This window comes from Vagococcus sp. WN89Y (assembly GCF_052220145.1).
Lineage (GTDB): Bacteria > Pseudomonadota > Gammaproteobacteria > Enterobacterales > Enterobacteriaceae > Kosakonia.
On sequence record NZ_JBQPOM010000031.1, the window covers coordinates 95,925 to 122,900 of the forward strand.

Here is a 26,976-nt window from a genome sequence, read left to right on the forward strand (position 1 = left end):
TCGTGCTAATGCCCAAAAAATGACCGCCGCTTAGCGGTGATTGTCCGAGGATATGGCGTATCTTTGTGCATAAAGTCTGTTATGAAACAGCTTTTCAAAAACACAAGGAGATGTAATGAAGATCGAATCTGTAAACGTCACTGTCTTTGAACATCCCACCCGACGGGTGTCGGACAGCGCCGGGCATTCGCATCCGGGGCCGGAAAGCCGGGCAAAGATGGCGATGCTTTCCATCACTGCAGACGATGGCAGCAAAGGATATTCTTTTGCGCCGCCGGAAGTGGTGCGCCCCTTCGTGTTAAACGCTTTTTTCCGCAAAGTGCTGCCAGGCCAGGACCCGTTCAACCGTGAGCGCATCTGGCAGGATCTGGTGCACTGGCAGCGCGGTAGCGCGCATCAGCTGACCGAACGCGCGCTCTCTTTTGTCGAGCAGGCGCTGTGGGACTTGATTGGGCGCAAGCTCAATATGCCGGTCTATAAATTGCTCGGCGGCTACCGTGACAAAGTGCCCGCGTATGGCAGCACGATGTGCGGTGATGAGTTGCCAGGCGGCCTGTCGACGCCGGATGAGTACGCCGCATTTGCTGAACAACTGGTGGCGCGTGGTTATAAAGCCATCAAGCTGCACACCTGGATGCCGCCGGTGAAATTCGCGCCGGACCCGAAGATGGACATCAAAGCCTGCGCGGCGGTGCGTGAAGCGGTCGGTCCGGATATCGACCTGATGATTGACGGTTATCACTGGTACAGCCGCACCGAGGCGCTGTGGATAGGTAAACAGCTGGAAAAACTCAACTTTGCCTGGTTTGAAGAGCCGATGGAAGAAGAGAGCATGGCCTCCTACGCCTGGCTTGCGGAAAATCTGTCGATTCCCATCATCGGGCCGGAAAGCCTGGGCGGTAAGCATCACAGTCGCGCCGACTGGGTGAAAGCCGGGGCGTGCGACATTCTGCGCGCCGGAGCGAACGGCGTCGGCGGGATTTCGCCCACACTCAAAGTCGCCAACCTCGCCGAGTCGTTTGGCATGGATTGTGAAGTGCACGGCAACGGCGCGGCGAGCCTTGCGGTCATCGGCGCTATCCGTAACTGCCGCTGGTACGAGCGCGGCCTGCTGCACCCCTTCCTCGATTACGACCAACCGGCGGCCTATCTCAACAGCATCGTCGACCCGATGGATGACGAGGGATTTGTGCACCTGCCGCAGGGGCCGGGGCTGGGGGAAGACATCAATTTTGCGTATATCGAAGCCAATACCGTCAGCCACGACTGACAGATAAAAACCTCCCCCTGAATCTGTTGTGTTTGGGCAAAGTGCTACACAGAAAACGCACGGCGCGCACCGGACAGGGGACTACCCTACATGGCGGTATACATGAAACGAACTTCTTACCCTGGCGCGTGCCTGCTTGCGCTCTCGCTTATCGCTGGCAGCGGAGCTGTGCAAGCCGCAACGCCGCCCGATCAGCTGATTATTGGCATGAATATGAATAACCTCCTGAGCCTCGACCCGGCAGCAATGACCGGTAATGAGGTGGTGGGGATTGTGGTCAATCTTTACGATTCGCTGGTGGAGCTGGACCCGAACGAGTTAACAAACGTGAAACCGGCGCTGGCAAAGTCCTGGGAAATCAGCCCGGACGGCACAACGCTGACCTTCCACCTGCGCGATAACGTCAGGTTTCACTCCGGCAATCCATTGACCGCCGAAGACGTGGTGTGGTCAATGCGCCGCCTGCTGCACCTCAATCTGGCGCAGGCATCGGTGTGGAAATCATACGGTTTTAGCAAAAAAAATATCGACCAGCAGGTGAGCGCGCCGGATGCCAGCACCGTGCAAATCCGCCTGCCGAAAGCCAACGATCCGCAACTGGTGATTTACTCCCTCGGCGCGCTGGGCAACCTGGGCGTGCTCGACAGTAAAACGGTGCAGGGCCACGCGGTGAATAATGACTGGGGCAATCGCTGGCTGACCACCAACGAAGCCGGTTCCGGGCCATTTATGCTGGAGACATGGCAGGCAAAAGATGTGCTGCGCATGAAGCGCAACCCGGACTACTGGCGTGAAGCCCCAAAGCTTAGCCGCGTGGTACTGCGCCATTTTCAGGAGTCGCAAACCCTGCGCCTGATGATAGCCAAAGGCGATCTGGACATCGCCAACAATATGGCAGTCTCGGATATCAACGCGCTACGCAAAGACCCCAACCTGCACATCGAAGCGGTGCAAAAGGGCACGGTCTATTACGTCGCGATGAGTATGAAAGAGCCGCATTTTGCTAACCCGAAAGTGCGCGAAGCGGTGCGCTACCTGATTGATTACCAGGGCATCAATAAAGCGCTGATGCCAGGCTACGGCGTGCTGCACCAGCGCCCCATCAAAGCGGGTATGCCTTCAACGTTGCCCGACCCGGGTTACCGGCTGGATATCGCAAGGGCGAAGCGGCTGCTGGCAGAGGCGGGCTACCCGCAGGGGTTTGACACCACGCTGCGTGTACTTTCCGACCAACCGTTTCTTAATATTGCTATCGCTGTGCAGTCAACGCTGATGCAGGCGGGGATCAACGCCAAAATCATCACCGGCACCGGCAACCAAATCTACGGCGCAATGCGCGAGCGTAAGTTCGACATGCTGGTCGGGCGCGGCGGCAGCGGCGTCGAGCCTCATCCGCACTCCAGCCTGCGCGCGCTGGTCTACAACCCGGACAATAGCGACGAAGCGCGCCTCACCAATTTCCAGGGCTGGCGCACCAGTTTTTATGATAAGCCGCTCAACGAGATGATTGATAACGCCTTGCTGGAGCGCGATCCGCAAAAGCAAAAGGCGGATTACCAGCACATCCAGATGCGCTATGACCAGCTGTTTCCGGCGCTTCTCCCGCTCTCACAAATGGTGGACTCCGTGGTGGTACGCAATGAAGTGAAAAACTTCCAGTCGCACCCGTCGGCCACCACGTTCCTGCGCGAAGTGTATAAGCGCGAAGGAGGCAAAGAATGAGTGTGTCACTGTTTGCGCCTGGCTCGCCCGCCAGACGCCTCTCCGGGCGGTTAATCCAGGTTATCGTGACCCTGTTTGGCTTGCTGGTGCTGACCTTTGTGATTGGCCGGGTGATGCCGATTGACCCGGTGCTGGCGATAGTCGGGCCGGATGCCGATCACAGCACTTACCAGCAGGTCTATCAACAGCTGGGTTTTGATAAATCCCTGCCAACACAATTTGTTATCTACCTGACGAATCTGTTACAGGGCGATTTGGGCAATGCCTTGCTGACCGGCAAGCCGGTGATGGACGATATCCTGCGCGTCTTCCCGGCGACGCTGGAGCTGGCGACCGTGGCGATTATCGTCGGGGCCGGGCTGGGCATCCCGCTGGGCGTACTGGCCGCCGCACGGCGCAACAGCCTCGCGGATTATGTGGTACGCATCATCAGCCTTGCCGGTTACTCCACGCCAATTTTCTGGGTCGGCATGATGGGCCTGCTGCTGTTCTACGCCTGGCTTGGCTGGGTCGGCGGCGCGGGCAGGCTGGATCTGGGGCTGGAAGGTCTTGTTCCGCGCCGCAGCGGGTTAATCACCGTCGATGCATTACTGGCAGGCAACGGGCAGGTGTTCTGGAACGCGCTGAACCATCTGGTGCTGCCCGCCTCGCTGCTTGGCTTTCACTCGCTTGCCTATATCAGCCGTATGACGCGCAGTTTTATGCTGGCGCAGCTCTCGCAGGAGTTCATCATCACGGCGCGTGTCAAAGGGCTGACCGAACGCCAGGTCATCTGGAATCACGCCTTTCGCAACATTCTGGTGCAGCTACTGACGGTGGTGGCGCTGGCTTATGGCTCGCTGCTGGAAGGCGCGGTATTGATCGAAACCGTCTTCTCATGGCCGGGGTTCGGCTCGTATCTCACCGGTAGCCTGCTGCTTGGCGATATGAACGCGGTCATGGGCTGCGTGCTGCTGGTGGGGGTGATTTTCGTGATGCTCAACCTGCTTTCCGACATGCTTTATCAACTCTTTGATCCGAGGACGAAATCATGACGGTCTCTTTTGATACGCCGCTTTCCTCAGGCAGCAACGAGCGCGGCCAGCGGCTGAAGCGCAGCGCGGCGCGGGCGGTTGGTTTTGTGGGCAAAATGGCGCGTAATCCGCTGACCGCGATTGGCGGCAGCATCATTCTGCTGCTGTTAATTGTGGCGCTCTTCGCCCCGTGGATAGCACCTTATAACCCGCTGGTACAGGATCTGGAGCAGGCGCTTAGCCCGCCGAATGCCGCGCACTGGTTCGGCACGGATGAATTTGGCCGCGATATTTTTAGCCGCCTGGTCTATGGCGCGCGCATTACGCTCTATATCGTGCTGCTTGTTTCCGTGACCGTCGGGCCGCTTGGCCTGCTGCTTGGCGTTACGGCGGGGTATTTTGGCGGCAAAGTGGACTCGGTACTGATGCGCGTGACCGATATTTTTATCTCCTTCCCAAGCCTGGTGCTGGCGCTGGCTTTCGTTGCCGCGCTCGGGCCGGGGCTGGAGCATGTGGTGATTGCCATCACGCTGACCGCGTGGCCGCCGATTGCGCGTCTGGCGCGTGCTGAAACGCTCTCGTTGCGCCAGGCGGATTTTATCTCTGCGGTGCGTTTACAGGGCGCATCACCGGTGCGTGTGCTGTGGCGGCATATCGTCCCGCTGTGCCTGCCGTCGGTGGTGATTCGTATCACCATGAATATGGCGGGCATCATTCTGACCGCCGCGGGTTTGGGCTTTCTGGGCCTCGGTGCGCAGCCGCCGGAGCCGGAGTGGGGCGCGATGATCTCCAGCGGGCGCACCTACATGATGGAGTGCTGGTGGGTGGTCACCATTCCGGGACTGGCCATTTTAATCAATAGCCTGGCGTTTAACTTTTTAGGAGACGGCTTACGTGACATCCTCGATCCCCGCAGCGAATAATGCGCCGCTTCTCGATGTGCGCGATCTGCACGTCGATTTTATCAATGGCCGCGAGGTCACCCATGCGGTGCGCGGTGTCTCCTTTACGCTGGGGCAGGAAAAGCTGGCGATTGTTGGCGAGTCCGGTTCCGGCAAATCCACCGTGGGGCGCGCGCTGTTGCACCTGCATCCGGCGAAAACACGCATTCAGGCGCAGCGTATGCAGTTTGGCTCGCTTGATTTACGCACGCTGGATGAAGCGCAGATGCGCCGCGTGCGCGGTAAGCGTATTTCGATGATTATGCAGGACCCGAAATACTCCCTGAACCCGGTGGTGTGCGTGGGCGAGCAGATTGCGGAAGCCTGGCTGACCCATCATCCGGGCAATAAAAAACACGCCAAAGAAAAAGTGCTGGAGATGCTGGAAGTGGTGCGTATTCGCCAGCCTGAGCGCGTTTATCACCTCTACCCGCATGAAATTTCCGGCGGCCAGGGGCAGCGCATCATGATAGCAATGATGCTGATCACCGACCCGGAGCTGGTGATTGCCGACGAACCGACTTCGGCGCTGGACGTGTCGGTGCGCTTGCAGGTACTGGGTTTGCTTGACGATCTGGTGAAGTCGCGCGGGCTGGGGCTTATCTTTATCAGCCACGATATCAACCTGGTGCGCAGTTTTTGCGACAGGGTGCTGGTGATGTACGCCGGGCGCGTGGTGGAGTCGATTGCCGCCGCCGATCTGGATAACGCGCAGCATCCTTATACGCAGGGGCTGATCCATGCGTTGCCGGAAATCCACAATCGCCGCCCGGTGCTGCCGGTGTTACAGCGCCAGGCAAGCTGGTCTGGTGAATAAGGAGAGCAAAATGATTGATGTGCAAAATCTGAACCTCGCGTTCGGCGAGGGGGAAAAGCGCAACCAGGTGCTCTGTGATGTCAATTTCTCGGTGCAACCCGGCGAGATTTACGGCCTGGTGGGGGAGTCCGGCTCCGGTAAAACCACGGTGCTGAAGTGTCTTGCCGGGTTATTTACCCACTGGGACGGGCAGCTATCGATTAATCAGCAGCCGCTGGAAAAACGCCTCAGCCCGCAGCGCTGTAGGCTGGTGCAGATGGTGTTTCAGGACCCTTACGGTTCGCTGCATCCGCGCCACACCATTGGCGATATTCTGGAGGAACCGCTGCAAATCCATGCGATAAACGATCGCGACCGGCGCATCAATACGCTACTGGATAAGGTCGGTCTGAGCCGCGCGTTTCGCGAGCGCTATCCGCACCAGCTGTCGGGCGGCCAGCGCCAGCGTGTGGCGATTGCCCGTGCGCTTATCCTGGAGCCGAGGGTGTTGCTGCTCGATGAGCCGACCTCAGCGCTGGATGTCTCCGTGCAGGCAGAAATATTGAACCTGCTGGCACAGTTGCACCAGGAGTCGCAGTTGACCTACCTGATGGTGACGCACGACCTTGGGGTTATCGCACATTTGTGCCAGAAGGTGGCGGTGATGCAGCACGGTAAAATTCTCGAAACGCTCACCGTTGATGCGCTGGTAAGCGGCGAGGCGAGAACCGACTATACGCAGATGCTGGTCAATGCCAGCCAGCAATATAGCCGGGAAATGGCGCGGGCGGTGGCGGCCTATTAGCGCAGCAATACACAGTCCGGCGGCAACCGGCAATGCAGCGCGGCGGGCAACACTTCGATACGAAAATGCTCGCCGTGCAGCGGTTCGCCGTCAAGGTTAAACATAATTTCATGGGGCGCGTTGACTTCAAACCACGCTGATTGCGCGTCGATGATATGCGGGTTTTCTTCTTCCGGCTGGGTCAGAGTGGTGACCAGCGCGGGCAGTAACTCATCACCGGTAAAAATGCGTAGCTGCAACAGCCCATCATTGATTAATGCATCCGGGCAGAGCTGCTGCCCGCCCCCGGCCTGGCGCCCATTGCCGATGCCTATCACCAGCGCGTCGCCTTGCCAGTGAAAATTCTCGCCGGTGATTTCGCAGCGATCGGGTTTGAGCGCATCCAGACGCAGCATCCCGTGAATCAAATAAGAAACACCGCCGAGGGCCGCTTTGAGTTTCTCTGGTGTTTCGGCGGTAATGCGCGTGCCGAATCCGCCCGTCGCCATATTGATAAAACAGGTTTCATCATTCACCCTGGCAATATCTACCGGCACGGCTTTGCCGACAATCGCCAGCTGAAGGGCTTTGTCCAGCGCCTGCGGAATGCCGACGCTGGTGGCGAAATCATTGGCGGTGCCCAGCGGTAAAATACCGAGCGCCGGAACCGTTTCTCCCGTGCTGCCAACCAGGGCAGTCGCCACTTCGTTAATGGTGCCGTCGCCGCCGCCGGCAATCACCGTCGAGACGCCCAGCTTTTGCGCCTCCTGGACATAACGCCCGGCATCGCCTTTTTCCCAGGTGACGCGCACATGAATTTCCATGCCTTCATCACGCAGCAGATTTATTGCTTCACGCAGCGTTTCATCACCGGCGCTTTTGCCGTTAAGTATCAATAGGCTTGAGGGAAATGTGTTCATTCTTTTCGTCCTGACAGAATAGTCTGTGAGAAGTTTACCTCAGGATGAAAGGACGCGAGAAAAAAGCAGACAAAGAGAAAAAAATCAGCCTGTGTAAGGGAGGTTACACAGGCTAAGGAGGTGGTTCCTGGTACAGCTAGCGTTTATGGTTATGTTTTTCAGCACGATGGATAATACCCGTAATAATCACGGAGGTATGTGATCCGATTCTAAGATTTTTCTGGCCTGAAAAAATAACCCAATGTGATTATTTGCTGTGTGGATTACGGGTGGATTGCCCGCTGAAATTACGCATCAGCAACGCATACTCCAGCGCCATATCCTGCGGGACCGGCAACCAGACGGTATAACCGTCGCCGGGCGCAACCGGCATGGTTTCGCCTTTGGCGTTTTCCATATGCTCAAGCGTAAAGTTGACGTTGCCCTGCGGGGTCATCAGCTCCAGGCTATCGCCCACGGAGAACTTGTTTTTCACCGCCACGGCAGCAAGCTGGCCTTTGCGCTCGCCGGTGAATTCCCCCACGAACTGCTGGCGCTCAGACACCGAATAGCCGTACTCATAGTTCTGATAGTCGTCGTGGGTGTGGCGGCGCAGGAAGCCCTCGGTGTAACCCCGGTGCGCCAGCCCTTCGAGCGTCTCCAGCAAAGAGGTATCGAACGGTTTGCCTGCGGCGGCATCGTCAATCGCCTTACGGTACACCTGCGCGGTGCGCGCGCAGTAATAGAACGATTTTGTGCGGCCTTCAATTTTCAGCGAGTGCACGCCCATTTGCGTCAGGCGTTCAACGTGAGCGATAGCGCGCAAATCTTTTGAGTTCATGATGTAAGTGCCATGCTCGTCCTCAAAGGCGGTCATGTACTCGCCGGGGCGCTGGGCTTCCTCAATCATAAACACTTTATCGGTGGGCGCGCCGATGCCAAGCGTTGGCTCAATATTCTGTACCGGGATCGGTTCGTGAATGTGCACAATATTACCGATGGCGTCTTCTTTACCTTCCTGCACGTTATATTCCCAGCGGCACGCATTGGTGCAGGTGCCCTGGTTCGGGTCGCGCTTGTTGATATAACCGGAGAGCAGGCAGCGCCCGGAGTAAGCCATGCACAGCGCGCCGTGTACGAAGATTTCAATCTCCATCTCCGGCACCTGGCGGCGAATCTCTTCAATCTCCTCCAGCGACAGCTCGCGCGAAAGGATAACGCGGGTCAGGCCCATCTGTTGCCAGAACTTCACCGTGGCCCAGTTGACGGCGTTCGCCTGCACGGAGAGGTGAATCGGCATCTGCGGGAAGCTTTCGCGCACCAGCATAATAAGCCCCGGATCGGACATAATCAGCGCGTCCGGCCCCATATCCACCACCGGTTTTAAGTCGCGAATAAACGTTTTCAGCTTGGCATTATGCGGCGCGATATTCACCACCACGTAAAACTTTTTACCCAGCGCATGGGCTTCATTGATGCCGATTTGCAAGTTTTCGTGGTTGAATTCGTTATTGCGCACGCGCAGAGAGTAGCGCGGTTGCCCCGCGTAGACGGCATCTGCGCCGTAAGCGAAAGCGTAACGCATATTTTTCAGCGTTCCCGCCGGGGAGAGGAGTTCCGGTTTAAACATGATTTTCTCGTTCTGATGACAGGTCAGACAGCCCCGCCTGAGCAGGGCTGCAGGGGAGTTCCCCTGATTTTAGGGCGGGAATTGTAGCGCCGCACGGCAGGCGAGTAAACCGGCGGATTAATCTACCCGCAGATAAGTGCCGTCGGCGCTGACGTTATGGCCGAAGCCGCACTGCATCGGGTCGTCGGTTTTGGCTTTTATGTGCAGCAAATCCGGCGACAGGTTAAGCGAAATCGTGCAATCCGAAATATTACCGTCGCGCAACTTAATCACGCCTTTGCCCGCTTTCAGCGTCACCTTTTCTGAGAATTCGCCGAGATTCGGGCCGTAATACATCGCCATCATTCCGAAATAGTATCCTGACCAGTCGGCAAGAAAGGTCTCTTTATCCTGCGGCTTAAGGGTCAGGGTTTCGAAAGTGCCCCGCCCGGCATACTGCCAGTATTCGCCTGCGGCAGACGCTGGTTTCGGCAGCGCCGCCAGCTTCTCTTTGATCAGCGACAGGTTATACGCCGACTTTTTGTTCTCCGGCATAATAGAGAGCCATGCCAGCGCCTTACGGTACTCGCCTTCGCGTATCCAGGTCAGCGCGACGTTGTTATACGCGGTTGCCAGCAAGTCGTTATCGACATTCCGCGCTATCGCATCGCACTGCTCCTGCCACGCCACCTGATTTTCAAACGCTTCACGCGCTTTTGGATAGTTTTTGGCTTTATAAAATCGCTCACCTTGTTGCGCGTACTCACTGATTTTTGCGCAGTCGGCAGCAACATCCTCTGCGGTAATCTCAGCATGGCTGGCGAAGGCCACAAACAGCAGCGCCAGCGCGCGGTAACAATATTTCATGCTAGTCCTTATTTACGCCAGTTTGCAGGCGTCTGCTTCCCAGCGATAGCCCACGCCATAGACCGCGCGGATAAACGACTGCTCCTCATCCAGCGCTTCCAGTTTACGGCGCAGGTTTTTGATATGGCTATCAATAGTGCGGTCGGTCACCACGCGGTAATCATCATACAGATGATTCAGCAGCTGTTCGCGGGAAAAGACTTTCCCCGGCTCGCTGGAGAGCGTTTTGAGCAGGCGGAACTCGGCGGGGGTTAAATCCAGCGGTTTATTATGCCAGCTGGCCTGAAAGCGCCCTTCATCCACAATCAGTGGGCTTTCGGCATCCAGCGCCTGCAATTCACGCTGCGGTTTACAGCGCCGAAGAATCGTTTTGACGCGCGCCACCACTTCACGCGGGCTGTACGGCTTGCAGATATAATCATCCGCGCCGATTTCCAGCCCCAGCAGGCGGTCGATCTCTTCGATTTTTGCCGTCACCATAATGATGGGTACATTGGAGAAGCGACGGATCTCCCGGCACAGGGTCAGGCCGTCGGTGCCGGGCAGCATCAAATCGAGCAGGATAAGATCCGGCGGCGTCTGGCGCACATACGCAAGCACCCGATCGCCATGATCGATAAGCGTGGGGGCATAACTTGCCGCGCGCAGGTAATCGATCAGTAATTGCCCAAGTTTGGGTTCATCTTCCACGATCAGGATGCGTGGCGTGTTTTCATCAATGGGTAATTCAGTCATACATCTCTCGATTGGTCGCGTTCAAGCGGTAGTTCCACTGTAATGCTAACCCCGCCAAAAGGCGAGTGCGCGGCATGGATAGTCCCGCCGTGCGCGTCGACGATATTGAAACAAATTGCCAGCCCAAGCCCGGAGCCGCCGCTGGCGCGGTTGCGTGAACCTTCGGTGCGGTAAAAGCGCTCAAACAGGCGCTTGAGTTGCTCGTCGCTCACGCCAGGCGCGCTGTCTGAAATGCGCAGTTGCAGCATATTGTCGTGCAGTGAAGCCTGAATCAGGGTGCGCCCGCCCGCATCCGTGTAGCGCAGGCTGTTTTCCAGCAAGTTATTAAAGAGTTGCATCAGGCGATCCGGGTCGCCAAAGACCGTGGCCTGCACCGGCGCTTCCAGCGCAAGCGACAGGTTACGGCTGGCGAAACGCTCACGAAACGCCCCGGCGACAATCTCCAGCAGCGACACCACATCCACCGAGGTTTTTTGATACGCCAGCGCGCCTTCATCGGACATTGATAGCTGGTGCAAATCATCGACCAGTTTGGTGAGCGTCGCCACCTCCGCCTGCAACGAGGCCACCGACTCAGGCGTAAACTGCCGCACGCCATCCTGAATCGCTTCCAGCTCGCCGCGCAGCACCGCCAGCGGCGTTCGCAGCTCGTGAGAGATATCAGCCATAAAATCCCGGCGCATCTGCTGGTTTTTCTCAAGCGTACTGGCAAGCTGGTTAAAGTCTCGCGCCAGTCGGCCTAATTCATCATGTGTGCCCGGCTTCACGCGCGTGGTGAAATCCCCGGAGGCGAGTTTATGCGTTCCCTCGACCAGGCGTTTAACCGGCGCCAGCAAGCCGCGCGCCAGCGGAAAGGTGGCCAGCGCGGCCAGAAGCGTAGCCAGCGCGACAATCAGCCAGCTGGTGCGCCGCTGCTGGCGGTCAAAGTTGATATCTGTATTGCGCGTCAGCCGCTCAATCGGCGAAGCAACCACCCAACCGACAGGCTGGTTATTAAATAAAATCGCCCGGCGAGAGCCATCTTTTGGCACCGGCGCGCGCGGGCCGAACAGCACTTTGGCGTGCTGATCGATAACCCAGAACTGGGTGCGCCAGCCGTGCGGCGGCATGCCAGGGCCTGGCGGAGGCGGGCCTTCCTCGTCACGCAGGTCAAATTCACCACGCGGCGGCCCACCGTGGCGGTCGTCATCATGCTCGAACGAGCGCAGGATCTGAAAAATGACCCGGCCATTATTACGCAGGAAAGCCCAGTTACCGTGCTGGGCGTACTGCTCGGCGAGCGAATCGCTCAGCAGCTGTAAACGTTGCTCGTTGCCATGCTTGATATAGTCAATAAAACCGCGCTCGAAACTGACCCGCACGGCCCAGTGCATGGTTATCAGCAGTACGATGCAGGTGGTTAAAATAGCCAGAAACAGCTTGGCCGTGATCCCCGGCCGCCAGAACTTCATTTTTGACTCCTTTTGCGACGGGCAATGACAACATTTTTACTGGTGTCGTTGGGCACGCGGGTAAACAGCAGCGCCGGGAGGGCAATAATCACCGCCATACTGAGATACGCGTAAAGAAAAACGTGGTGCGCCGTGCCGCTGTCAACGGACAGATGCTGCTGACCAAACAGACCGAGCAGCAGACCGGCGACGGTGACACCGATACTCATCGCCAGCTGCATGATCATCGACAGCAGGCTGTTGCCGCTGCTCGCCAAATCATCCGGCAAATCTTTGAGTGTCAGGGTATTCATTGATGAGAACCGCATCGAGTTGATCATGCCCTGCATAAACAGCACCACCGGCAGCAGGTAAAACCAGCCCAGCAGCGCGCAACCCATAAACAGCAGGCACACCAGCGCCAGCCCGAGCGTCGAAGCGACCAGGGTACGGCGGTAGCCAAAATGGTTGACCACCTGCACCACAATCCGCTTCATCCCCATGCTGCCAAGCACCATCGGGATCATCATCAGGCCCGCATGAAAAGGGGAAAACCCCATGCCAATCTGCAAAAAGACCGGCGTCATAAAGGGCAGCATCCCACTGCCGATCCGCCCGGCAAAGCTTCCGGCAAGGCCGAGAGAAAATGTTTGCGTGCCAAAAAGGCGCAGGTTAAACAATGCGCCGTCATTTCCCCTGGCGTGCAGGAGATAAAAGAGCAGGGCCAGCGCGCCGACAATAACCAGCGCCGCCAGCAGCGGCGTGCTCATCCCCAGCCCGCTGTGACCATCAAGCGCCAGCGTCAGCGTCGCCATCCCGCAGGAGAGCAGCAAAAAACCGGCCACGTCGAAGCGGCGGGTTTGCAGCTTATAGTTCGGCATCAGGCTCAGCGTGGCGATAGCGCCAATCACGCCGACCGGCAGGTTAATTAAAAAGATCCAGTGCCAGGAGGCGTATTCCACCAGTATCCCGCCCAGCGCCGGGCCGAGCAGCGGCCCAATCTGCCCGGGCAGGGTCACAAAAGTCATCGCCGCCATATACTGCTCGCGCGGCACGATTTTCATCACCGTCAGCCTGCCGACCGGCACCATCATTGCGCCGCCAATGCCCTGCAACACGCGCGCCATCACCAGTTGATCCAGCGTGGAAGAGAGCGCACAGAACAGCGAGCCGGTGGTAAACAGGATGATGGCAGCAAAGAAAATGTTGCGCACGCCAACCCGGTCGGCCAGCCAGCCGCTCGCTGGCAGCATCACCGCTACCGTCAGCACATAGGAAACCACCACCATATGCATATGCAGCGGGTTTTCCCCAAGGCTTTTCGCCATCGAGGGCAGCGCGGTATTCACGATAGTGGTATCCAGCGATTGCATAAAAAAGCCAAACGCCACTATCCATAATTGCCAGCGTATGTTTCTTGGCAGTTCATTCATTCGAGAGCCTGTTCTCGCGGTTTACGGCTAAAACGCATACGCAGACGGTCAAAGAACAGATAGACCACCGGCGTGGTATACAGGGTTAATAGCTGGCTCATCACCAGGCCGCCGACAATAGTGATGCCCAGCGGCTGGCGTAGCTCGGAGCCGTCGCCGCCGGAGAGAACCAGCGGCAGCGCGCCAAACAGCGCCGCCAGCGTGGTCATCATAATCGGGCGAAAACGCAGCAGGCAGGCCTGGAAAATAGCCTCTTCTGCATTCAGATTACCCTGGCGCTGCGCTTCGAGCGCAAAGTCCACCATCATGATCGCATTTTTCTTCACAATACCAATCAGCAGCATGATGCCGATAAGCGCTATCAGGCTAAAGGGCGCGCCGAACAACTCCAGCGCCAGCAGCGCACCGACGCCCGCAGACGGCAGCGTCGACAGGATGGTGAGCGGGTGCACATAGCTTTCGTATAACATGCCCAGCACGATATACACCGTCGCGATGGCCGCCAGAATCAGGACAATCTGTGAATTCATCGTCTCCTGGAATACCTGGGCGGTACCGGCAAAGCTACCGCGCACCGACGACGGTACGCCAAGCTGCGTCATCGCACGGTTGATAGCATCGCTCGCTTCGGAGAGTGAGGTGCCGGTGGCGAGGTTAAAGGCGATGGTGGACGCCGCAGATAACCCTTGATGGTTGACCGACAGCGGCGCATTCGCGGGCTGCCAGCGGGCAAACCACGAGAGCGGAATCGCTTTGCCTTCGCTGTTAATCACGTACATTTTTTCCAGCGCGCTGACATCCTGGGTGTAACGCGGGTCAACCTGCATCACCACCTTGTACTGGTTTAGCGGCTGATAAATGGTGGAGATTTGCCGCTGACCAAAAGCGTTATTGAGCAAGTTGTTGGCGGCCTGCACGCTGATCCCCAGCCGCGACATGGTTTCCCTGTCGTAGATAAGGTTCATCTCCGCGCCGTTATCCTGCTGGTCAGAGTTCACGTCCGCAAGCTGTGGCAGGGCTGCCAGGGCTTTACGAATCTTCGGCTCCCACTCGCGCAGCGCGCTCAAATCATCGGAGAGCAGCGCAAACTGGTAGCTGGCGTTGGCCTGGCGACCGCCGACGCGGATGTCCTGCACCGCCATCAAAAAGAGGCTCGCGCCCGGCTCTTTCGCCAGCTTGCCACGCAGCCTGTCGATAACTTGCTGGGCGGTGGCCTGGCGCTCATCGCGCGGCTTCAGGGTGATAAACATCATGCCGCTGTTGACGCGTGAGCCGCCGGTAAAGCCGGTCACGTTATCGACCGCCGGATCGTCGCGGATTATCTGCATAAAGTTCTGCAATTTCCCGCGCATCGCCTGAAACGAGATGCTTTGATCCGCCTGAATCCCGCCCATCAGTACCCCGGTATCCTGCTCAGGAAAAAAGGTTTTCGGGATAGCAATATAGAGCCAGATATTGAGCGCGATAGTGCCGAGCAGCACCAGCCCGACAAGCCGGGTGTGCTTAAGCACCCATTTCAGCGAGCGGGCGTACTGCTGTTGCAGGGCAACCAGCAAGCGCCCGACACCGCGCGAACGGGTTGGCGTGTTGGGCTTCTGGCGCTTTAACAGCCAGCCGCACATCATCGGCGTCAGGGTTAAGGAAATCACCAGCGAAATACCAATCGCCACCGACAGAGTAACCGCGAACTCACGCAGCAAGCGCCCCGGCAAACCGTCCATCAGCAGCAGCGGCAGGAACACCGCCACCAGCGACAGGCTCATCGACAGAACGGTAAAACCCACTTCGCGCGTACCCTGTAACGCCGCCTGCAACGGCTTCATCCCGGCCTCCAGATGGCGGGAGATATTCTCCAGCACCACGATGGCGTCATCGACGACAAAACCGGTGGCGATGGTCAGCGCCATCAGCGACAGGTTATTCAGGCTGAAGCCGCACAGGTACATGGCGGCGAAAGTACCAATCAGCGAGACCGGTACCGCCACCGCCGGGATAAACGTTGCCCGGCCCGAGCGCAGGAACAAAAAAACCACGAGGACCACCAGCGCCACCGAAATCACCAGCGTCTGCTCGACCTCTGCAAGCGAGGCGCGAATAGTGGGCGAGCGATCCTGGGCGATTTGTAGATCGATTGCCGCCGGGATGGTTTTCTGCAATTCCGGCAGGCGGGCGCGAATGCTATCCACCGTCTGAATAATGTTGGCTTCCGGCAGCTTGCGGATCATCAGCAAAATCGCCGGTTTGGCGTTGGTCATCCCGGCGTTACGCACGTTCTGCACCGAGTCAGTCACGGTGGCGACATCGCTTAAGCGCACGGCTGCGCCATTATTGTAATGAATAATGAGCGGGCGATATTCGGCCGCGGTTTTCAGCTCGTCATTGGTTTGCACCTGCCAGCGGTGCGCGCCATCCTCAACCGCGCCCTGCGGTTTACGCACGTTAGACTCGCTAATGGCGCTGCGTACGGCATCCAGCGAGACGCCCTGGTTAAACAGCGCCTGCGGGTTGAGATCCACGCGCACGGCGGGCAGGGAGCTACCGCCGACATCCACGTCACCCACGCCGTCAATCTGGGCGATGGTTTGCGCCAGCTGGGTCGAGGCAAAATCATACAGCTCGCCCTGGGAGTAGGTATCCGAGGTGAGCGTCAGGATCATGATTGGCGCATCGGACGGGTTCGCTTTGCGGTAGGTCGGGCGGCTCGGCATACCGGTCGGCAGCAGGCTTTGCGCGGCGTTAATCGCGGCCTGCACATCGCGCGCCGCACCGTTGATATCCCGGTCGAAATTAAACTCAAGGATAATGCGCGTACTGCCCAGCGAGCTGGATGAGGTCATCTCATTGACCCCGGCAATACGACCCAGCGAGCGCTCCAGCGGCGTCGCCACGGAAGAAGCCATGGTTTCCGGCGAGGCGCCAGGCAACGAGGCGCTGACCATAATCACCGGGAAATCCACCTGCGGCAGCGGTGCGACGGGCAGTAAGCGAAAGCCGAGTATCCCACAGAGCGTAATGGCAAGCGAAATCAAAATCGTCGCCACCGGGCGGTAAATGAAGAGCGCGAAAAACTTCACTTACACCTCCTCTTCACGCTGCGGGAAACGTTTCTTCGCCCACAGCGCCAGGCGGTCAAACAGCAGGTAAATAACCGGCGTGGTAAACAGCGTCAGGACCTGGCTGACCAGCAAACCGCCCACCATGCCAATCCCCAGCGGGCGGCGCAGCTCTGCGCCGACGCCGGTGCTGAGCATCAGCGGCAGCGCGCCAAGCAGGGCGGCGAGGGTGGTCATCAAAATGGGGCGAAAACGCAGCAAACAGGCCTGGAAAATCGCATCGCGCGGCGACATGCCCTCTTCACGCTCGGCGGCAAGGGCGAAGTCAATCATCATGATGGCGTTTTTCTTGACGATACCGATAAGCAAAATGATGCCGATGATAGCAATCACATCCAGCTCGCTGCCGGAGACCATCAGCGCCAGCAGCGCGCCGACCCCGGCTGTCGGCAGGGTAGAGAGGATGGTTATCGGGTGGATAAAGCTCTCATACAGTACGCCAAGCACGATATACATCGCGGCGACTGCCGCCACAATCAGCCAGATGGTGCTGCTCAGCGCGGCCTGGAAAGCAAGCGTGCTGCCCTGGAACTGCGTGGTGATGGAGCTGGGGAAGTTCAGGCTCTTCTCGCTATCGAGCACCGCCTGCACCGCATCGCCCAGTGAATAGCCGTCTGCCACGTTAAAAGAGATGGTGGTGGAGGGGAACTGATCGAGGTGATTAATACTCAGCGGCGCGTAGCGTTGCTCCACTTTAGCAACGGCCGCGAGCGGCACCACGCCGCCATCTGAACTGGTCAGGCGCACGTTATCCAGCGCGGCCAGCCCCGGCGTTTGCGCCGTGTCATGCTCCAGCACCACGCGATACTGGTTTGACTGGGTGTAAATGGTGGAGATCAGACGCTGACCGAACGCGTTATACAACGCGTTGTCCACATCCGACATACTAATGCCTAAGCGGCTGGCGCTGTCGCGATCGACGTTAACATACGCCACCAGACCTTTGTCCTGCCAGTCACTGCTGACATCAGCCAGTTGCGGCGCGGCCTGCAATTTATCCACCAGCTGCGGCACCCAGGTGCTCAGCGCGTCCAGCGAATTGGCCTGCAACGTGAACTGATACTGCGTGCGGCTGACGGTGGTATCGATGGTTAAATCCTGCGTCGGTTGCAGATAGAGCGCCACGCCGGGCACGTTTGCGGCCGCCTGCTGCAAACGCTCAATCACCGGCTGCACCCGGTCATCGCGCGCATCGAGCGGTTTGAGGTTGATTTGCAGCCGCGCGCTGTTCAGCGACGGGTTTGTGCCGTCCACGCCGACAAACGAGGTGAGGCTCTCCACCGCCGGGTCCTGCATAATAATATTCGCCACCTGCTGCTGGCGCTCGGCCATGCTGACAAACGAAGCAGACTGCGGTGCCTGCAAGGTGCCCTGAATGATGCCGTTATCCTGCACCGGGAAAAACCCTTTCGGGATAACAACCCACAGCATGACCGAGAGCAGCAGAGTGCCAACCGCGACGCTGAGCGTCAGCCACGGGTGATTGAGCACTTTCGCCAGCAGGTGACCGTAACCGGCGATGATGCGCTCAAAAAAGCGCTCCGACGCGCGGGAAAAACGGTTCTGCTTGCGCAAGGATTCCGCGCTTAACATGCGCGCGCACATCATCGGTGTGAGGGTGAGCGACACCACCGCAGAAATCAAAATCGCCACCGCAAGCGTAACGGCGAACTCGCGAAACAGCCTGCCGACGATATCGCCCATAAACAACAGCGGGATCAGCACCGCAATCAGTGAAAAGGTCAGCGAGATAATGGTAAACCCGATTTCGCCCGCGCCTTTCAGTGCGGCGGCCAGCGGTTTTTCCCCTTTTTCGATATAGCGCGAGATGTTCTCGATAACCACAATCGCGTCATCAACAACGAAACCGGTGGCGATAGTCAGCGCCATCAGCGTCAGGTTATTGATGGAAAAATCAAGAAACACCATCACCGCAAAGGTGCCAATCAGCGACAGCGGTACCGCAACGCCCGGAATAATGGTTGCCGGGATATTGCGTAAAAACAGATAGATAATCATCACCACCAGCGCAATCGCCAGCATCAGCTCAAACTGCGTATCGGTGACGGACGCGCGGATATTGGTGGTGCGGTCTGACAGCACTTTTACCGTGACCGATTTGGGCAGGCTTTCGGTGAGCTGCGGTAACAGCGCGCGGATACTGTCAGCGGTATCGATAATATTCGCGCCAGGCTGGCGCTGAACATTCATCACAATCGCTTGCTGTTTATTCGCCCACGCACCCAGCCAGCTATTTTCCGCGCCCTGTTCCACGGTCGCGACATCACCAAGACTAATGGCCGCACCGTTCTGATACGCCACAATCAGCCGACGATACTCGTCCACGGACTGCATCTGATCGTTTGCCGAGAGTGTCACCGCGCGGGTCGGGCCATCAAGGCTGCCCTTCGCCGAGTTCACGTTGGCATTGCTGATAGCGGTACGCACGGTTTCACTGGTTAAGCCCAGCGCGGCAATCGCCTGCGCGTTGAGCTTCACCCGCACCGCCGGGCGCTGGCCGCCGGAGAGCGTCACCAGCCCGACACCGGAAACCTGCGAGATTTTTTGCGCCACCCGGGTTTCCACCATATCTTCCACCTGGGTCATCGGCATGGCTGTTGAGGTGACGGCAAGCGTCATGATTGGCGGGTCGGCCGGGTTAACTTTACTGTACACCGGCGGATTGGGCAGGTCAGAAGGCAGCAGGCTGTTGGCAGCGTTAATCGCCGCCTGCACTTCCTGCTCGGCAACATCCAGCGGCAGCGTGAGCTGGAACTGCAGCGTCACCACCGATGCGCCGCCGGAGCTTTGCGATGACATCTGTTTGAGGCCGGACATCTGGCCGAACTGGCGCTCCAGCGGGGCGGTGATAGCCGATGTCACCACATCCGGGCTGGCGCCAGGGTAGAGCGTCACTACCTGAATGGTGGGGTAATCCACTTCCGGCAGTGCCGACACGGGCAGGAAGCGGTAGCCAATAATACCGGCGAGCAAAATTGCCACCATCAGAAGCGTGGTGGCGACCGGGCGCAAAATAAACAGACGGGAAGGGCCACCCGTCCTGCCTGGCGGAAGCAACTGCATCAGGATTGCGCTCCTTTAGCCGGGCGTTCACGTTTGGCTGGCATCTCCTGCGCGTTTTGCGCATCCACCACTTCAACTTTCGCCCCTTCGGTGAGGCGGTCGATACCGTCGGTCACTACGCGATCGCCTGCCGACAGTCCGGCGGTGATCACCACTTTCTGGCTGTCCTGAATGCCCGGCGTGACGGTATGCTTGCTGACCTGGTTTTTATCATTAAGCACCCAGACGAAGTTCCCTTCGTTGCCCATTTGCAGCGCTGCCGCCGGAATAACTACCGCATCTTGTTGGGTGGAGACCAGCATGCGCGCGTTCACGAACTGGTTCGGGAAGAGGGCGTCGTCCTGGTTATCAAAGCGCGCCTTCAGCTTGATGGTGCCGGTGGTGGTGTCTATCTGATTATCGAGGCTGAGCAGCGTGCCGGTGCTGAGTTTCTGTTTATTGGTGCGGTCCCAGGCTTCCACCGCCAGCGCCTGGCCTGCTTTCTGCGCCTTCACGACGGTGGCGATATCGCTTTCCGGCAGCGTGAAAACAAGATCAATCGGGTGCGTTTGCGTCAGCACCACGATGCCCGCCGTGTCGCTGCTGCTTATCTGGTTGCCAATATCCACCTGTTTAAGGCCGACGCGGCCAGAGATGGGGGCGGTGATGCGGCTCCAGTCAAGCTGCAACTGCGCGCTGGCAACCGCTGCTTCGTCGGCTTTCACCGTGCCTTGCGATTCGCTGACCAGCGCCTGCTGCGCATCCAGCTCCTGGCGGGAGACGAGGTTGGTTTTAACCAGCTGTTGATAGCGCGCAAGATCGCGCCGGGCGTTGGCAAGCGTGGCTTTATCGCGCGCCAGCTGGCCTTCGGCTTGCGCCAGCGCCACCTTAAATTCGCTGGGGTCGATTTCCGCCAGCAAATCGCCAGCTTTGACTTGCTGACCTTCCTGGAAATGGATGGCCTGTAGCTGACCGGAAACGCGGCTGCGTACGGTGACGGTATTGGCTGCCGTGATGGTGCCAAGACCGGAGAGATAACGCGGTACGGATTCACGTGTGGCGGTGGCGGCCTGCACCGGCGGCAGCGCACCGCCGCGCATACCGTGGCGGCCAGCGCCTGCAGGCCGCTGCGTTTGCCCGGTAGCCGCCGGGGCGCTCTCTTTATGAGCGAAGAAGTACCATGCGCTACCAGCCAGCGCGGCGATAATGACTGCAATCGCCGCACGGCGGAATAATTTTTTGCCTTTCATCGTATTGCGTTTCTCACCCAGAAAACTATGCCGGAATAATACTAGTTTAGTAAGCTCACCACGCAGAAAAATGGAGGAAATATGAAACACTGTCTGGAAACGTCTGGCGAGGATAATGATTTGCGTTATGGCGCTATTTTAGCGTAATCATTGCCGGGCGACGCGCACCCGGCAGAAAATCAACGGAACAAGACCTGCGCCCAGCGCGCCAGACCGGCGGTAACGGAGCCAAAATCGTCGCCGCCTGCAATCGGGATACCAGGCAGCGCCTGTGCCAGCGCTTTTTTGATAATCGGTGAACGCGCGCTGCCGCCGGTGAGGTAGATAACCTCCGGTGTCTCGTGACTGTTCTCCAGCGCCAGCTGAACCTGCTCAAGAATACGCACAAGCGGCTGATTGAGGGCGGCTTCCAGCCCTTGCTGGTCGATAGCTGTGGCAAGTTCGTCGCTGATAAAGGGCAGTTGCGCCGTCACGCTTGGGTGCTGCGAGAGCGCAATTTTGCACTCTTCGGCGCTGCGCACCAGCCGGTAGCTCAGCCGTTGCTGCCACACTTTTAACAATAGCGCGACTTTGTCTGCCTCGCGCGCATCGCGCAGCAAATCGTTGAGCAAACGGCCATTGGCCGCGCTGTAAAAATCTGCCTGCGCCGGAACATCGTTGATGGCGACCGCGTTCCACCAGGGCAAAATCGGCAGCGCGATCCCTTTTTCCGTCTGTCCGCCCATGCCGAGCAGCGGCATCAGGTTTTTAAACGCCAGCGCGATGTCCAGATCGTTTCCGCCCACGCGACACCCGCTGTGACCGAGCAGGCTGGCGGCGCGATCCTGCCTGGCGTGCCACTGCGGGCCCATCAGCAACAGCGAGCAGTCGGTGGTACCGCCGCCGATATCCACCACCAGTACCCGCTTCTCTTCGCGCAGGGTGGCTTCAAAATCCAGCCCGGCCGCAACCGGTTCAAACTGAAACACCACGTCGCGAAAACCGGCGCGGTGAGCGGCCCGCTCAAGGATACCTTGTGCCTGGGCATTGGCCTCATCACCGCCCAGCCCCTGGAAGTTAATGGGTCGGCCAATCACCGCCTGGTCGATGCTTTCCGGCAGCTGGGATTCGGCCTGCTGGCGAATGTGCAGCATCATCGCGCACACCAGGTCTTCAAACAGCGCAATCTGCTGCGGTTTCAGCCCGCTGGCACCGAGAAAAGATTTGGGCGATTTTACAAAGTACACTTCCTGCGGGTCGATAACGTACTGGCGCAGTGACGCGAGGCCGAACTGCACGCTGGTGGCATGAACATCGATATCTTCCTCGCGGTTATAGCTTATCGCCCGGCGTAACAGCGCCTGGGTTTCGTTGCCAGTGGCCGGAACCTGATGATGGCGGTAGAGCCACTCGCTGACCGCTTCGCGCGTGGGCGCGCATAACATAGATGGCAGCAGGGTGCTGTCGTTTTCCATCATCAGAAGCTGCGGCATGCCATCGCGCATTACCGCGACCGAGCAGTTCGCCGTACCGTAGTCAAAACCTGCAAACACGTTATTATCCCCTGGCCGTGAAGAAGGGGGGCGACTTTAGCCGAATGCGCGCAACCCGACAACCGGAATATGTTAGCAAGGCAGAAAATGGCTAAGCCGTTTATGCTATTAGCTTAGCAATCAAGGAGTCACTATGTTCAAACTGCACTGGCAGCCGCCTTATGACTGGGAGTGGATGTTGGGTTTTCTGGCGGCGCGTGCCGTGGCAGGTATCGAAGAGGTCAGCGCCTCGCGCTATGTGCGCTCGTATGCGTTCAATGGCTATCAGGGGCTGATAACCGCCGAGCCTGATGAGGCGTGCGCGACGCTTAACGTCACGCTCAGCGACGGGCTGCTACCGGTAGCCGATCACTGCCTGGCGCGCATCCGCGCGCTGTTTGATTTGGACTGCTCCCCGCAGCTGGTGAACGAGGCGCTCGGTTCGCTGGGCGCAATGCGCCCGGGCATTCGCCTGCCAGGTTGTGTCGATCCCTTTGAGCAGGGCGTGCGCGCGATTCTGGGGCAACTGGTGAGCGTGGCGATGGCGGCGAAGCTGACGGCAAAAGTCGCCAGCCGCTATGGCAGCCCGCTTAACGCAGCACCGGGTTTTGTCTGTTTTCCCCGAGCGGATCAGCTGGCGCAGGCTAACCCGGACGACCTGAAAGCCCTCGGGATGCCGCTTAAACGCGCGCAGGCGCTGGTTTTTCTTGCCAAAAGCACCTGCGAGGGCGTGTTTCCGCTGACGTTGCCAGAAGATGTGGAGCAGGGCATAAAAATGCTGCAAACCTGGCCGGGTATCGGGCGCTGGACCGCCAGTTATTTCGCCATGCGCGGCTGGCAGGCAAAAGATATTTTTCTGCCGGATGATTATGCTATCAAGCAGCGCTTTGCTGGAATGACGCCCGCCGAGACGCGGCGCTATGCCGAGCGCTGGCAGCCGTGGCGGTCGTATGCGTTGTTGCATATATGGTATTGCGCGGACTGGGCGCCCGTTAATAAATAAGGCTATTTTACTCGCCATTTTGTCCCCGGGCAGTGCTCAAAATCCTCACGTACTACGTGTACGCTCCGGTTTTTCCGCGCTGGGCGGGGGCAAACTGCCTTCGCCAATAACGCCTTATTTATCAACTTTGCAGCGAAGTCATGAGCAAAGGCTAATTAATCTCGCCATTTCCCCCGGGCAGTGCTCAACCGGTCGGGCAACGTTAATTAATCGCGAAATAACTACTGCTGAGCATTAAATCCAGCGGCTGCGGCTGGGAAATTATATCCCCGTAGATCAAATCAATACCGATGCCGGAAAGAGTATCCATCATCACCGGCTGATGGGTTGGCCCGGCAATGCTTTTCATGCCGAGGCGCTGGGCGTGCCCCTGAATAATCGTTACCATCATCTCATCGAGCAGGTTGCCGTGCATATTTGCCACCAGCGCCGCGTCCAGCAACAGATAATCCGCCATCTGCGCGCTGAGATGGTTAAAGACTTCGAGATCGTGACCAATATGGCTAAGGATTATGCGACAGCCCGCGTGGCGCAGCCGCTTCAGGTTATCGCTGATAATTTTCTCTTCGCGCAAAATAGCATCGGCATGGATAACCAGATGCAGCAAGCGCCCCGGCATCGGGCCTTGCTCCAGCAGGCCAAGCAGCTCATCGACCAGCGCCTGACTCGCCAGACCCGCAATGGAGAGCGGCAGCGCCACGCCAAGCCCTTTACCGGCAACCTGAGCTGCATGGTTACGGAAAAACGTATCAAACACACGTCTATCAAGTGCGCGGAACAGCTCCGGATCGCTTAACCCTTTACGGAAAGCATGCTCCTCTATTGCCTCGCCTTCGCTGGTCCACAACCGCAAAGAGAGCAGCCAGAAATTACACGCTTCCGGCACGCGCGGAGACGCCACGCCGCAGGCAATCAGCATCAGATGATTATCTTTGATGACATGCCACTGCTCTTCCAGCGACATCGTTTTTCGCTCATGCTGCACCTCTGCCTGCTGCGATTCATAAACAGTGACAATGCCTCGCCCGCTATTTTTCGAGGCATAACAGGCGATATCAGCCTGCGACATCACTTCTGACGCCAGCGCATTGTTTTCATCAATAACCGTGATCCCGGCGCTGGCACCAATACGGTGCAAACGGCCTTCCCACATAAAGTGATAACCATTGATGGCTTCGATAATTCGCCCGGCAAGATAGCGTGCGCTCTCGACATTACAGTCAGGCAGAAGCAGACCAAACTCATCACCGCCGAGACGGGCCAGGATATCCGTTGAGCGCAACATACTGAGCATCAGGGAGGCGATTTCACGCAGCAGCGCATCGCCAGCCGCGTGCCCGGCGGTATCATTCACCGCTTTAAAACGATCAAGATCGATAAACACCAAAGCGTGTTGCTGGTGGTACTCCTGCACGGTTTGCAGTAACCGTTTGAGATGGTTTTCAAAACTTACGCGATTGGCCAGATGGGTGAGGGCATCGTGCGATGCGCTATAACTGAGTTGGCGCAGCATTTTACGTGACTCGGTAACATCCTGAATGACCAGCACCGAGCCGATAGTTTGCCCATCCAGCGTACTGAGCGGTGTCACCGTGTAATGGATATCGAAACTGCCGCCGGTACGGCAATGCAACACCACATCCTGCTCAATGGCGGTGCGGGACATATCTCCGCTATGAATGTTTTCCATCGTCGGGCCATTATCACCAAAGGTGATGCGCAGCACCGCCAGCAACGGCTGGCCCATTGCCTGCTCCTGCGTCCAGCCGCTCATTTTTTCAGCCACCGGGTTCATAAAGGTGACATTCATTTCTACGTCGGTGCACAGTACCGCTTCACCGATGGAGTCGAGCGTAATATGTAGCCGCTCTTTTTCCTGAAATAACGCGTCATTCAGCAGCTTCACCTCGGTCATATCCATGTTGATACCGAGCAGCCGTTCCACCTCGCCGTTTTTATTGAGAACCCGGTTAGCAAGGGCGCGGATGTGGCGTATGCCCTCTTTTACGGTGATGCGAAACTCAAGCTTAAAGGCCCGGCGCGCGGCCAGCGAGTCGCGAATGATGCGCTCTGTTTCCTCCCGGTCTTCCGGCACAATGCGCTCAAACCATAAATGCCAGGTCGGTTTCATCTGCGCCGGGACTTCGTACATCTCAAACATGCGCTTATCCCAGCTGATGATATCCGGCTCCAGTTCCCACTCCCAGATGCCTATTCCGCCCGCTTCGTTGGCAAGCGTAATACGTTCCATCAGCCGTTTATTTACTCTTTCGCTCTGCTTCAGATCGTTAATATCTTCTATCTGCGCAATAAAGTAGAGCGGCGTCCCGTCGGTATGACGCACCACCGAGACCGCCAGCAATGCCCAGACTAAATCCCCGTCGCGGGTGTAGTAACGCTTTTCGAGCGAATAGCTGGGAATGTCGCCGCGCTCCAGCTGCTTAAGCTGCTCTAAATCCGTATTAAGATCTTCCGGCCAGGTCAACTGCTGGAAGGTCATTAAGCGCAGCTCCTCCTGGCTGTAACCGAGGAATTTACACAGCGCTTTGTTGGCCTGTAGCCACTCGCCCTGGGTGCCAACCAGCGCCATACCAATGGCCGAATACTCCATGGCGTTACGAAAGCGCTCCTCGCTCTCGGCAATATGCTTACGCTCGGCGCGAAAAGCGTACATCACCATCGTCATGATGTTGGCGGGAAGCAGCATCATCAAAAACGGCAGCCAGGGCGCATTCAGCATCGCACCGGCTTTCTGCGCTGAGACCAGCCCCGGTTCTTCAGCAATGATTAATGACACCATCATGACCGTGGCCAGAAAGATTAAAAATGCTTCCATGCGCGGCAGGCGCACTGCGCTCCACATCAAAAGGACGATCACTGCGGTAAAGGGCCAGGGCAGGTAGTGCAGGGCTATCCAGCTAAACGCCAGGGTCACGGCCAGGGTGGCCAGCGTTTCGAACAGCAGCCCGGGTTTGCGATGGCGCAACAGATAGCGTGTTTTAAATAACAGCCCGATCGGTACCAGCGCCATCGCGCCGACGGCTTCTGATAAAACCCAGGTCAGGAAGGTTCGCAATGGCGCATCTGAAGGCACCAGCAGGACGGTTAACAGACCGCCAATGAGCGGCGGGATCACGGCGCTGCCCATCGCCAGACGCACCCAGTCGGTAAGATTCTGTAACGGGTTATACCAGGGCAACAGTTTACGCAGCAGCAACGCGCCGACGGCCGCTTCTACGATATTAATAAAGGTATACCGCAGGTTTACATACTCAGGCGAAAAGATCAGTACCGTTGCGGCGACGTTGCCCAGCGCGCAGGCGAGCGCGATGCCTGGCCACATCTTTCCGGCGTGCCGGTAAAACGCCACCATCATGATGGCGGTGGGGAACCACAGCGGCGCGATAATGGTGCCAAATCGAATCAGCTGCAGCGAAAACAGGGTAAATATAAAAGAAAGCAACCCTAAACTGATGAGCCGCAGTCCTGGATGTGATGTCGTCACCAAAACGCGTTGGTATTGTTCTTTCATTGCCA

The 26,976-nt window shown here is 57.9% G+C and carries 18 protein-coding genes; 7 read left to right on the forward strand and 11 right to left on the reverse strand.

What is annotated here, in order from left to right:
• Positions 1 to 115: 115 nt before the first annotated feature.
• The 6 genes from ACTU3N_RS13315 (at position 116) to ACTU3N_RS13340 (ending at position 6,547) form a co-directional block, all read left to right on the forward strand.
• Entirely contained in the window at positions 116 to 1,270 is a 1,155-nt protein-coding gene (locus ACTU3N_RS13315) for a mandelate racemase family protein (protein WP_443086613.1), read from the forward strand.
• Positions 1,271 to 1,372: 102 nt separating this feature from the next.
• Complete coding sequence (locus tag ACTU3N_RS13320; protein ID WP_443086614.1) at positions 1,373 to 2,992, forward strand: ABC transporter substrate-binding protein; 1,620 nt, start codon at positions 1,373 to 1,375, stop codon at positions 2,990 to 2,992.
• Positions 2,989 to 4,026 (forward strand): ABC transporter permease, encoded by a 1,038-nt coding sequence (locus tag ACTU3N_RS13325; protein WP_443086615.1) that lies wholly within the window; start codon positions 2,989 to 2,991, stop codon positions 4,024 to 4,026. Before ACTU3N_RS13320 ends, ACTU3N_RS13325 begins: the two co-directional genes overlap by 4 nt.
• A complete protein-coding gene (locus ACTU3N_RS13330; protein WP_443086616.1) occupies positions 4,023 to 4,928 on the forward strand; it encodes an ABC transporter permease in 906 nt (301 codons plus the stop codon). The genes ACTU3N_RS13325 and ACTU3N_RS13330 overlap by 4 nt, the downstream gene beginning before the upstream one ends.
• The gene (locus ACTU3N_RS13335; protein WP_443086617.1) at positions 4,900 to 5,763 is read left to right on the forward strand and encodes an ABC transporter ATP-binding protein; all 864 of its coding nucleotides are present in this window, start codon (positions 4,900 to 4,902) and stop codon (positions 5,761 to 5,763) included. The genes ACTU3N_RS13330 and ACTU3N_RS13335 overlap by 29 nt, the downstream gene beginning before the upstream one ends.
• 10 nt (positions 5,764 to 5,773) lie before the next feature.
• Positions 5,774 to 6,547: an ABC transporter ATP-binding protein gene (locus tag ACTU3N_RS13340; RefSeq protein WP_443086618.1), complete on the forward strand. Its 774-nt coding sequence runs from the start codon at positions 5,774 to 5,776 to the stop codon at positions 6,545 to 6,547.
• On the opposite strand, the gene yegS is transcribed toward ACTU3N_RS13340, so the two are convergent.
• The 10 genes from yegS to yegD form a co-directional block, all read right to left on the reverse strand.
• Entirely contained in the window at positions 6,544 to 7,446 is a 903-nt protein-coding gene (gene yegS, locus ACTU3N_RS13345; protein WP_443086619.1) for a lipid kinase YegS, read from the reverse strand. The genes ACTU3N_RS13340 and yegS overlap by 4 nt on opposite strands.
• Positions 7,447 to 7,693: 247 nt before the next feature.
• Positions 7,694 to 9,055, reverse strand: coding sequence for a prephenate-dependent tRNA uridine(34) hydroxylase TrhP (trhP, locus tag ACTU3N_RS13350; RefSeq protein WP_443086620.1), 1,362 nt, complete (start codon positions 9,053 to 9,055; stop codon positions 7,694 to 7,696).
• Positions 9,056 to 9,172: 117 nt separating this feature from the next.
• Positions 9,173 to 9,901, reverse strand: a complete 729-nt coding sequence (locus tag ACTU3N_RS13355; protein ID WP_443086621.1) for a hypothetical protein — start codon at positions 9,899 to 9,901, stop codon at positions 9,173 to 9,175.
• A 12-nt stretch (positions 9,902 to 9,913) separates the two neighbouring features.
• On the reverse strand, positions 9,914 to 10,636 hold the full coding sequence (gene baeR, locus ACTU3N_RS13360) for a two-component system response regulator BaeR (RefSeq protein WP_443086622.1): 723 nt from the start codon (positions 10,634 to 10,636) through the stop codon (positions 9,914 to 9,916).
• Positions 10,633 to 12,087, reverse strand: a complete 1,455-nt coding sequence (baeS, locus tag ACTU3N_RS13365) for a two-component system sensor histidine kinase BaeS (RefSeq protein WP_443086623.1) — start codon at positions 12,085 to 12,087, stop codon at positions 10,633 to 10,635. Before baeS ends, baeR begins: the two co-directional genes overlap by 4 nt.
• On the reverse strand, positions 12,084 to 13,499 hold the full coding sequence (locus ACTU3N_RS13370; RefSeq protein WP_443086624.1) for an MFS transporter: 1,416 nt from the start codon (positions 13,497 to 13,499) through the stop codon (positions 12,084 to 12,086). Before ACTU3N_RS13370 ends, baeS begins: the two co-directional genes overlap by 4 nt.
• Complete coding sequence (gene mdtC / locus ACTU3N_RS13375) at positions 13,496 to 16,573, reverse strand: multidrug efflux RND transporter permease subunit MdtC (protein ID WP_443086625.1); 3,078 nt, start codon at positions 16,571 to 16,573, stop codon at positions 13,496 to 13,498. Before mdtC ends, ACTU3N_RS13370 begins: the two co-directional genes overlap by 4 nt.
• Positions 16,574 to 19,696 (reverse strand): MdtB/MuxB family multidrug efflux RND transporter permease subunit, encoded by a 3,123-nt coding sequence (locus ACTU3N_RS13380; RefSeq protein WP_443086626.1) that lies wholly within the window; start codon positions 19,694 to 19,696, stop codon positions 16,574 to 16,576. It abuts the gene before it with no gap.
• Entirely contained in the window at positions 19,696 to 20,925 is a 1,230-nt protein-coding gene (locus ACTU3N_RS13385) for an MdtA/MuxA family multidrug efflux RND transporter periplasmic adaptor subunit (protein ID WP_443086627.1), read from the reverse strand. Before ACTU3N_RS13385 ends, ACTU3N_RS13380 begins: the two co-directional genes overlap by 1 nt.
• A 179-nt stretch (positions 20,926 to 21,104) precedes the next feature.
• Positions 21,105 to 22,457: a molecular chaperone gene (yegD, locus tag ACTU3N_RS13390; RefSeq protein ID WP_443086628.1), complete on the reverse strand. Its 1,353-nt coding sequence runs from the start codon at positions 22,455 to 22,457 to the stop codon at positions 21,105 to 21,107.
• Positions 22,458 to 22,590: 133 nt separating this feature from the next.
• Here yegD and alkA point away from each other — a divergent pair, with 133 nt between their 5' ends.
• Positions 22,591 to 23,439 carry a DNA-3-methyladenine glycosylase 2 gene (gene alkA, locus ACTU3N_RS13395; RefSeq protein WP_443086629.1) on the forward strand — a complete coding sequence of 283 codons (849 nt, stop codon included), beginning with the start codon at positions 22,591 to 22,593 and terminating at the stop codon, positions 23,437 to 23,439.
• 202 nt (positions 23,440 to 23,641) lie between these two features.
• On the opposite strand, the gene ACTU3N_RS13400 is transcribed toward alkA, so the two are convergent.
• Complete coding sequence (locus tag ACTU3N_RS13400) at positions 23,642 to 26,971, reverse strand: diguanylate cyclase (protein ID WP_443086630.1); 3,330 nt, start codon at positions 26,969 to 26,971, stop codon at positions 23,642 to 23,644.
• Between the last annotated feature and the right edge of the window lie 5 nt (positions 26,972 to 26,976).

Coding starts and splice junctions, on each gene's coding strand:
- ACTU3N_RS13315 (WP_443086613.1), top strand. CDS start 116: ATGAAGATCGAATCTGTAAACGTCACTGTCTTTGAACATCCCACCCGA.
- ACTU3N_RS13320 (WP_443086614.1), top strand. CDS start 1,373: ATGAAACGAACTTCTTACCCTGGCGCGTGCCTGCTTGCGCTCTCGCTT.
- ACTU3N_RS13325 (WP_443086615.1), top strand. CDS start 2,989: ATGAGTGTGTCACTGTTTGCGCCTGGCTCGCCCGCCAGACGCCTCTCC.
- ACTU3N_RS13330 (WP_443086616.1), top strand. CDS start 4,023: ATGACGGTCTCTTTTGATACGCCGCTTTCCTCAGGCAGCAACGAGCGC.
- ACTU3N_RS13340 (WP_443086618.1), top strand. CDS start 5,774: ATGATTGATGTGCAAAATCTGAACCTCGCGTTCGGCGAGGGGGAAAAG.
- yegS (WP_443086619.1), bottom strand. CDS start 7,446: ATGAACACATTTCCCTCAAGCCTATTGATACTTAACGGCAAAAGCGCC.
- trhP (WP_443086620.1), bottom strand. CDS start 9,055: ATGTTTAAACCGGAACTCCTCTCCCCGGCGGGAACGCTGAAAAATATG.
- ACTU3N_RS13355 (WP_443086621.1), bottom strand. CDS start 9,901: ATGAAATATTGTTACCGCGCGCTGGCGCTGCTGTTTGTGGCCTTCGCC.
- baeR (WP_443086622.1), bottom strand. CDS start 10,636: ATGACTGAATTACCCATTGATGAAAACACGCCACGCATCCTGATCGTG.
- baeS (WP_443086623.1), bottom strand. CDS start 12,087: ATGAAGTTCTGGCGGCCGGGGATCACGGCCAAGCTGTTTCTGGCTATT.
- ACTU3N_RS13370 (WP_443086624.1), bottom strand. CDS start 13,499: ATGAATGAACTGCCAAGAAACATACGCTGGCAATTATGGATAGTGGCG.
- ACTU3N_RS13380 (WP_443086626.1), bottom strand. CDS start 19,696: ATGCAGTTGCTTCCGCCAGGCAGGACGGGTGGCCCTTCCCGTCTGTTT.
- ACTU3N_RS13385 (WP_443086627.1), bottom strand. CDS start 20,925: ATGAAAGGCAAAAAATTATTCCGCCGTGCGGCGATTGCAGTCATTATC.
- alkA (WP_443086629.1), top strand. CDS start 22,591: ATGTTCAAACTGCACTGGCAGCCGCCTTATGACTGGGAGTGGATGTTG.
- ACTU3N_RS13400 (WP_443086630.1), bottom strand. CDS start 26,971: ATGAAAGAACAATACCAACGCGTTTTGGTGACGACATCACATCCAGGA.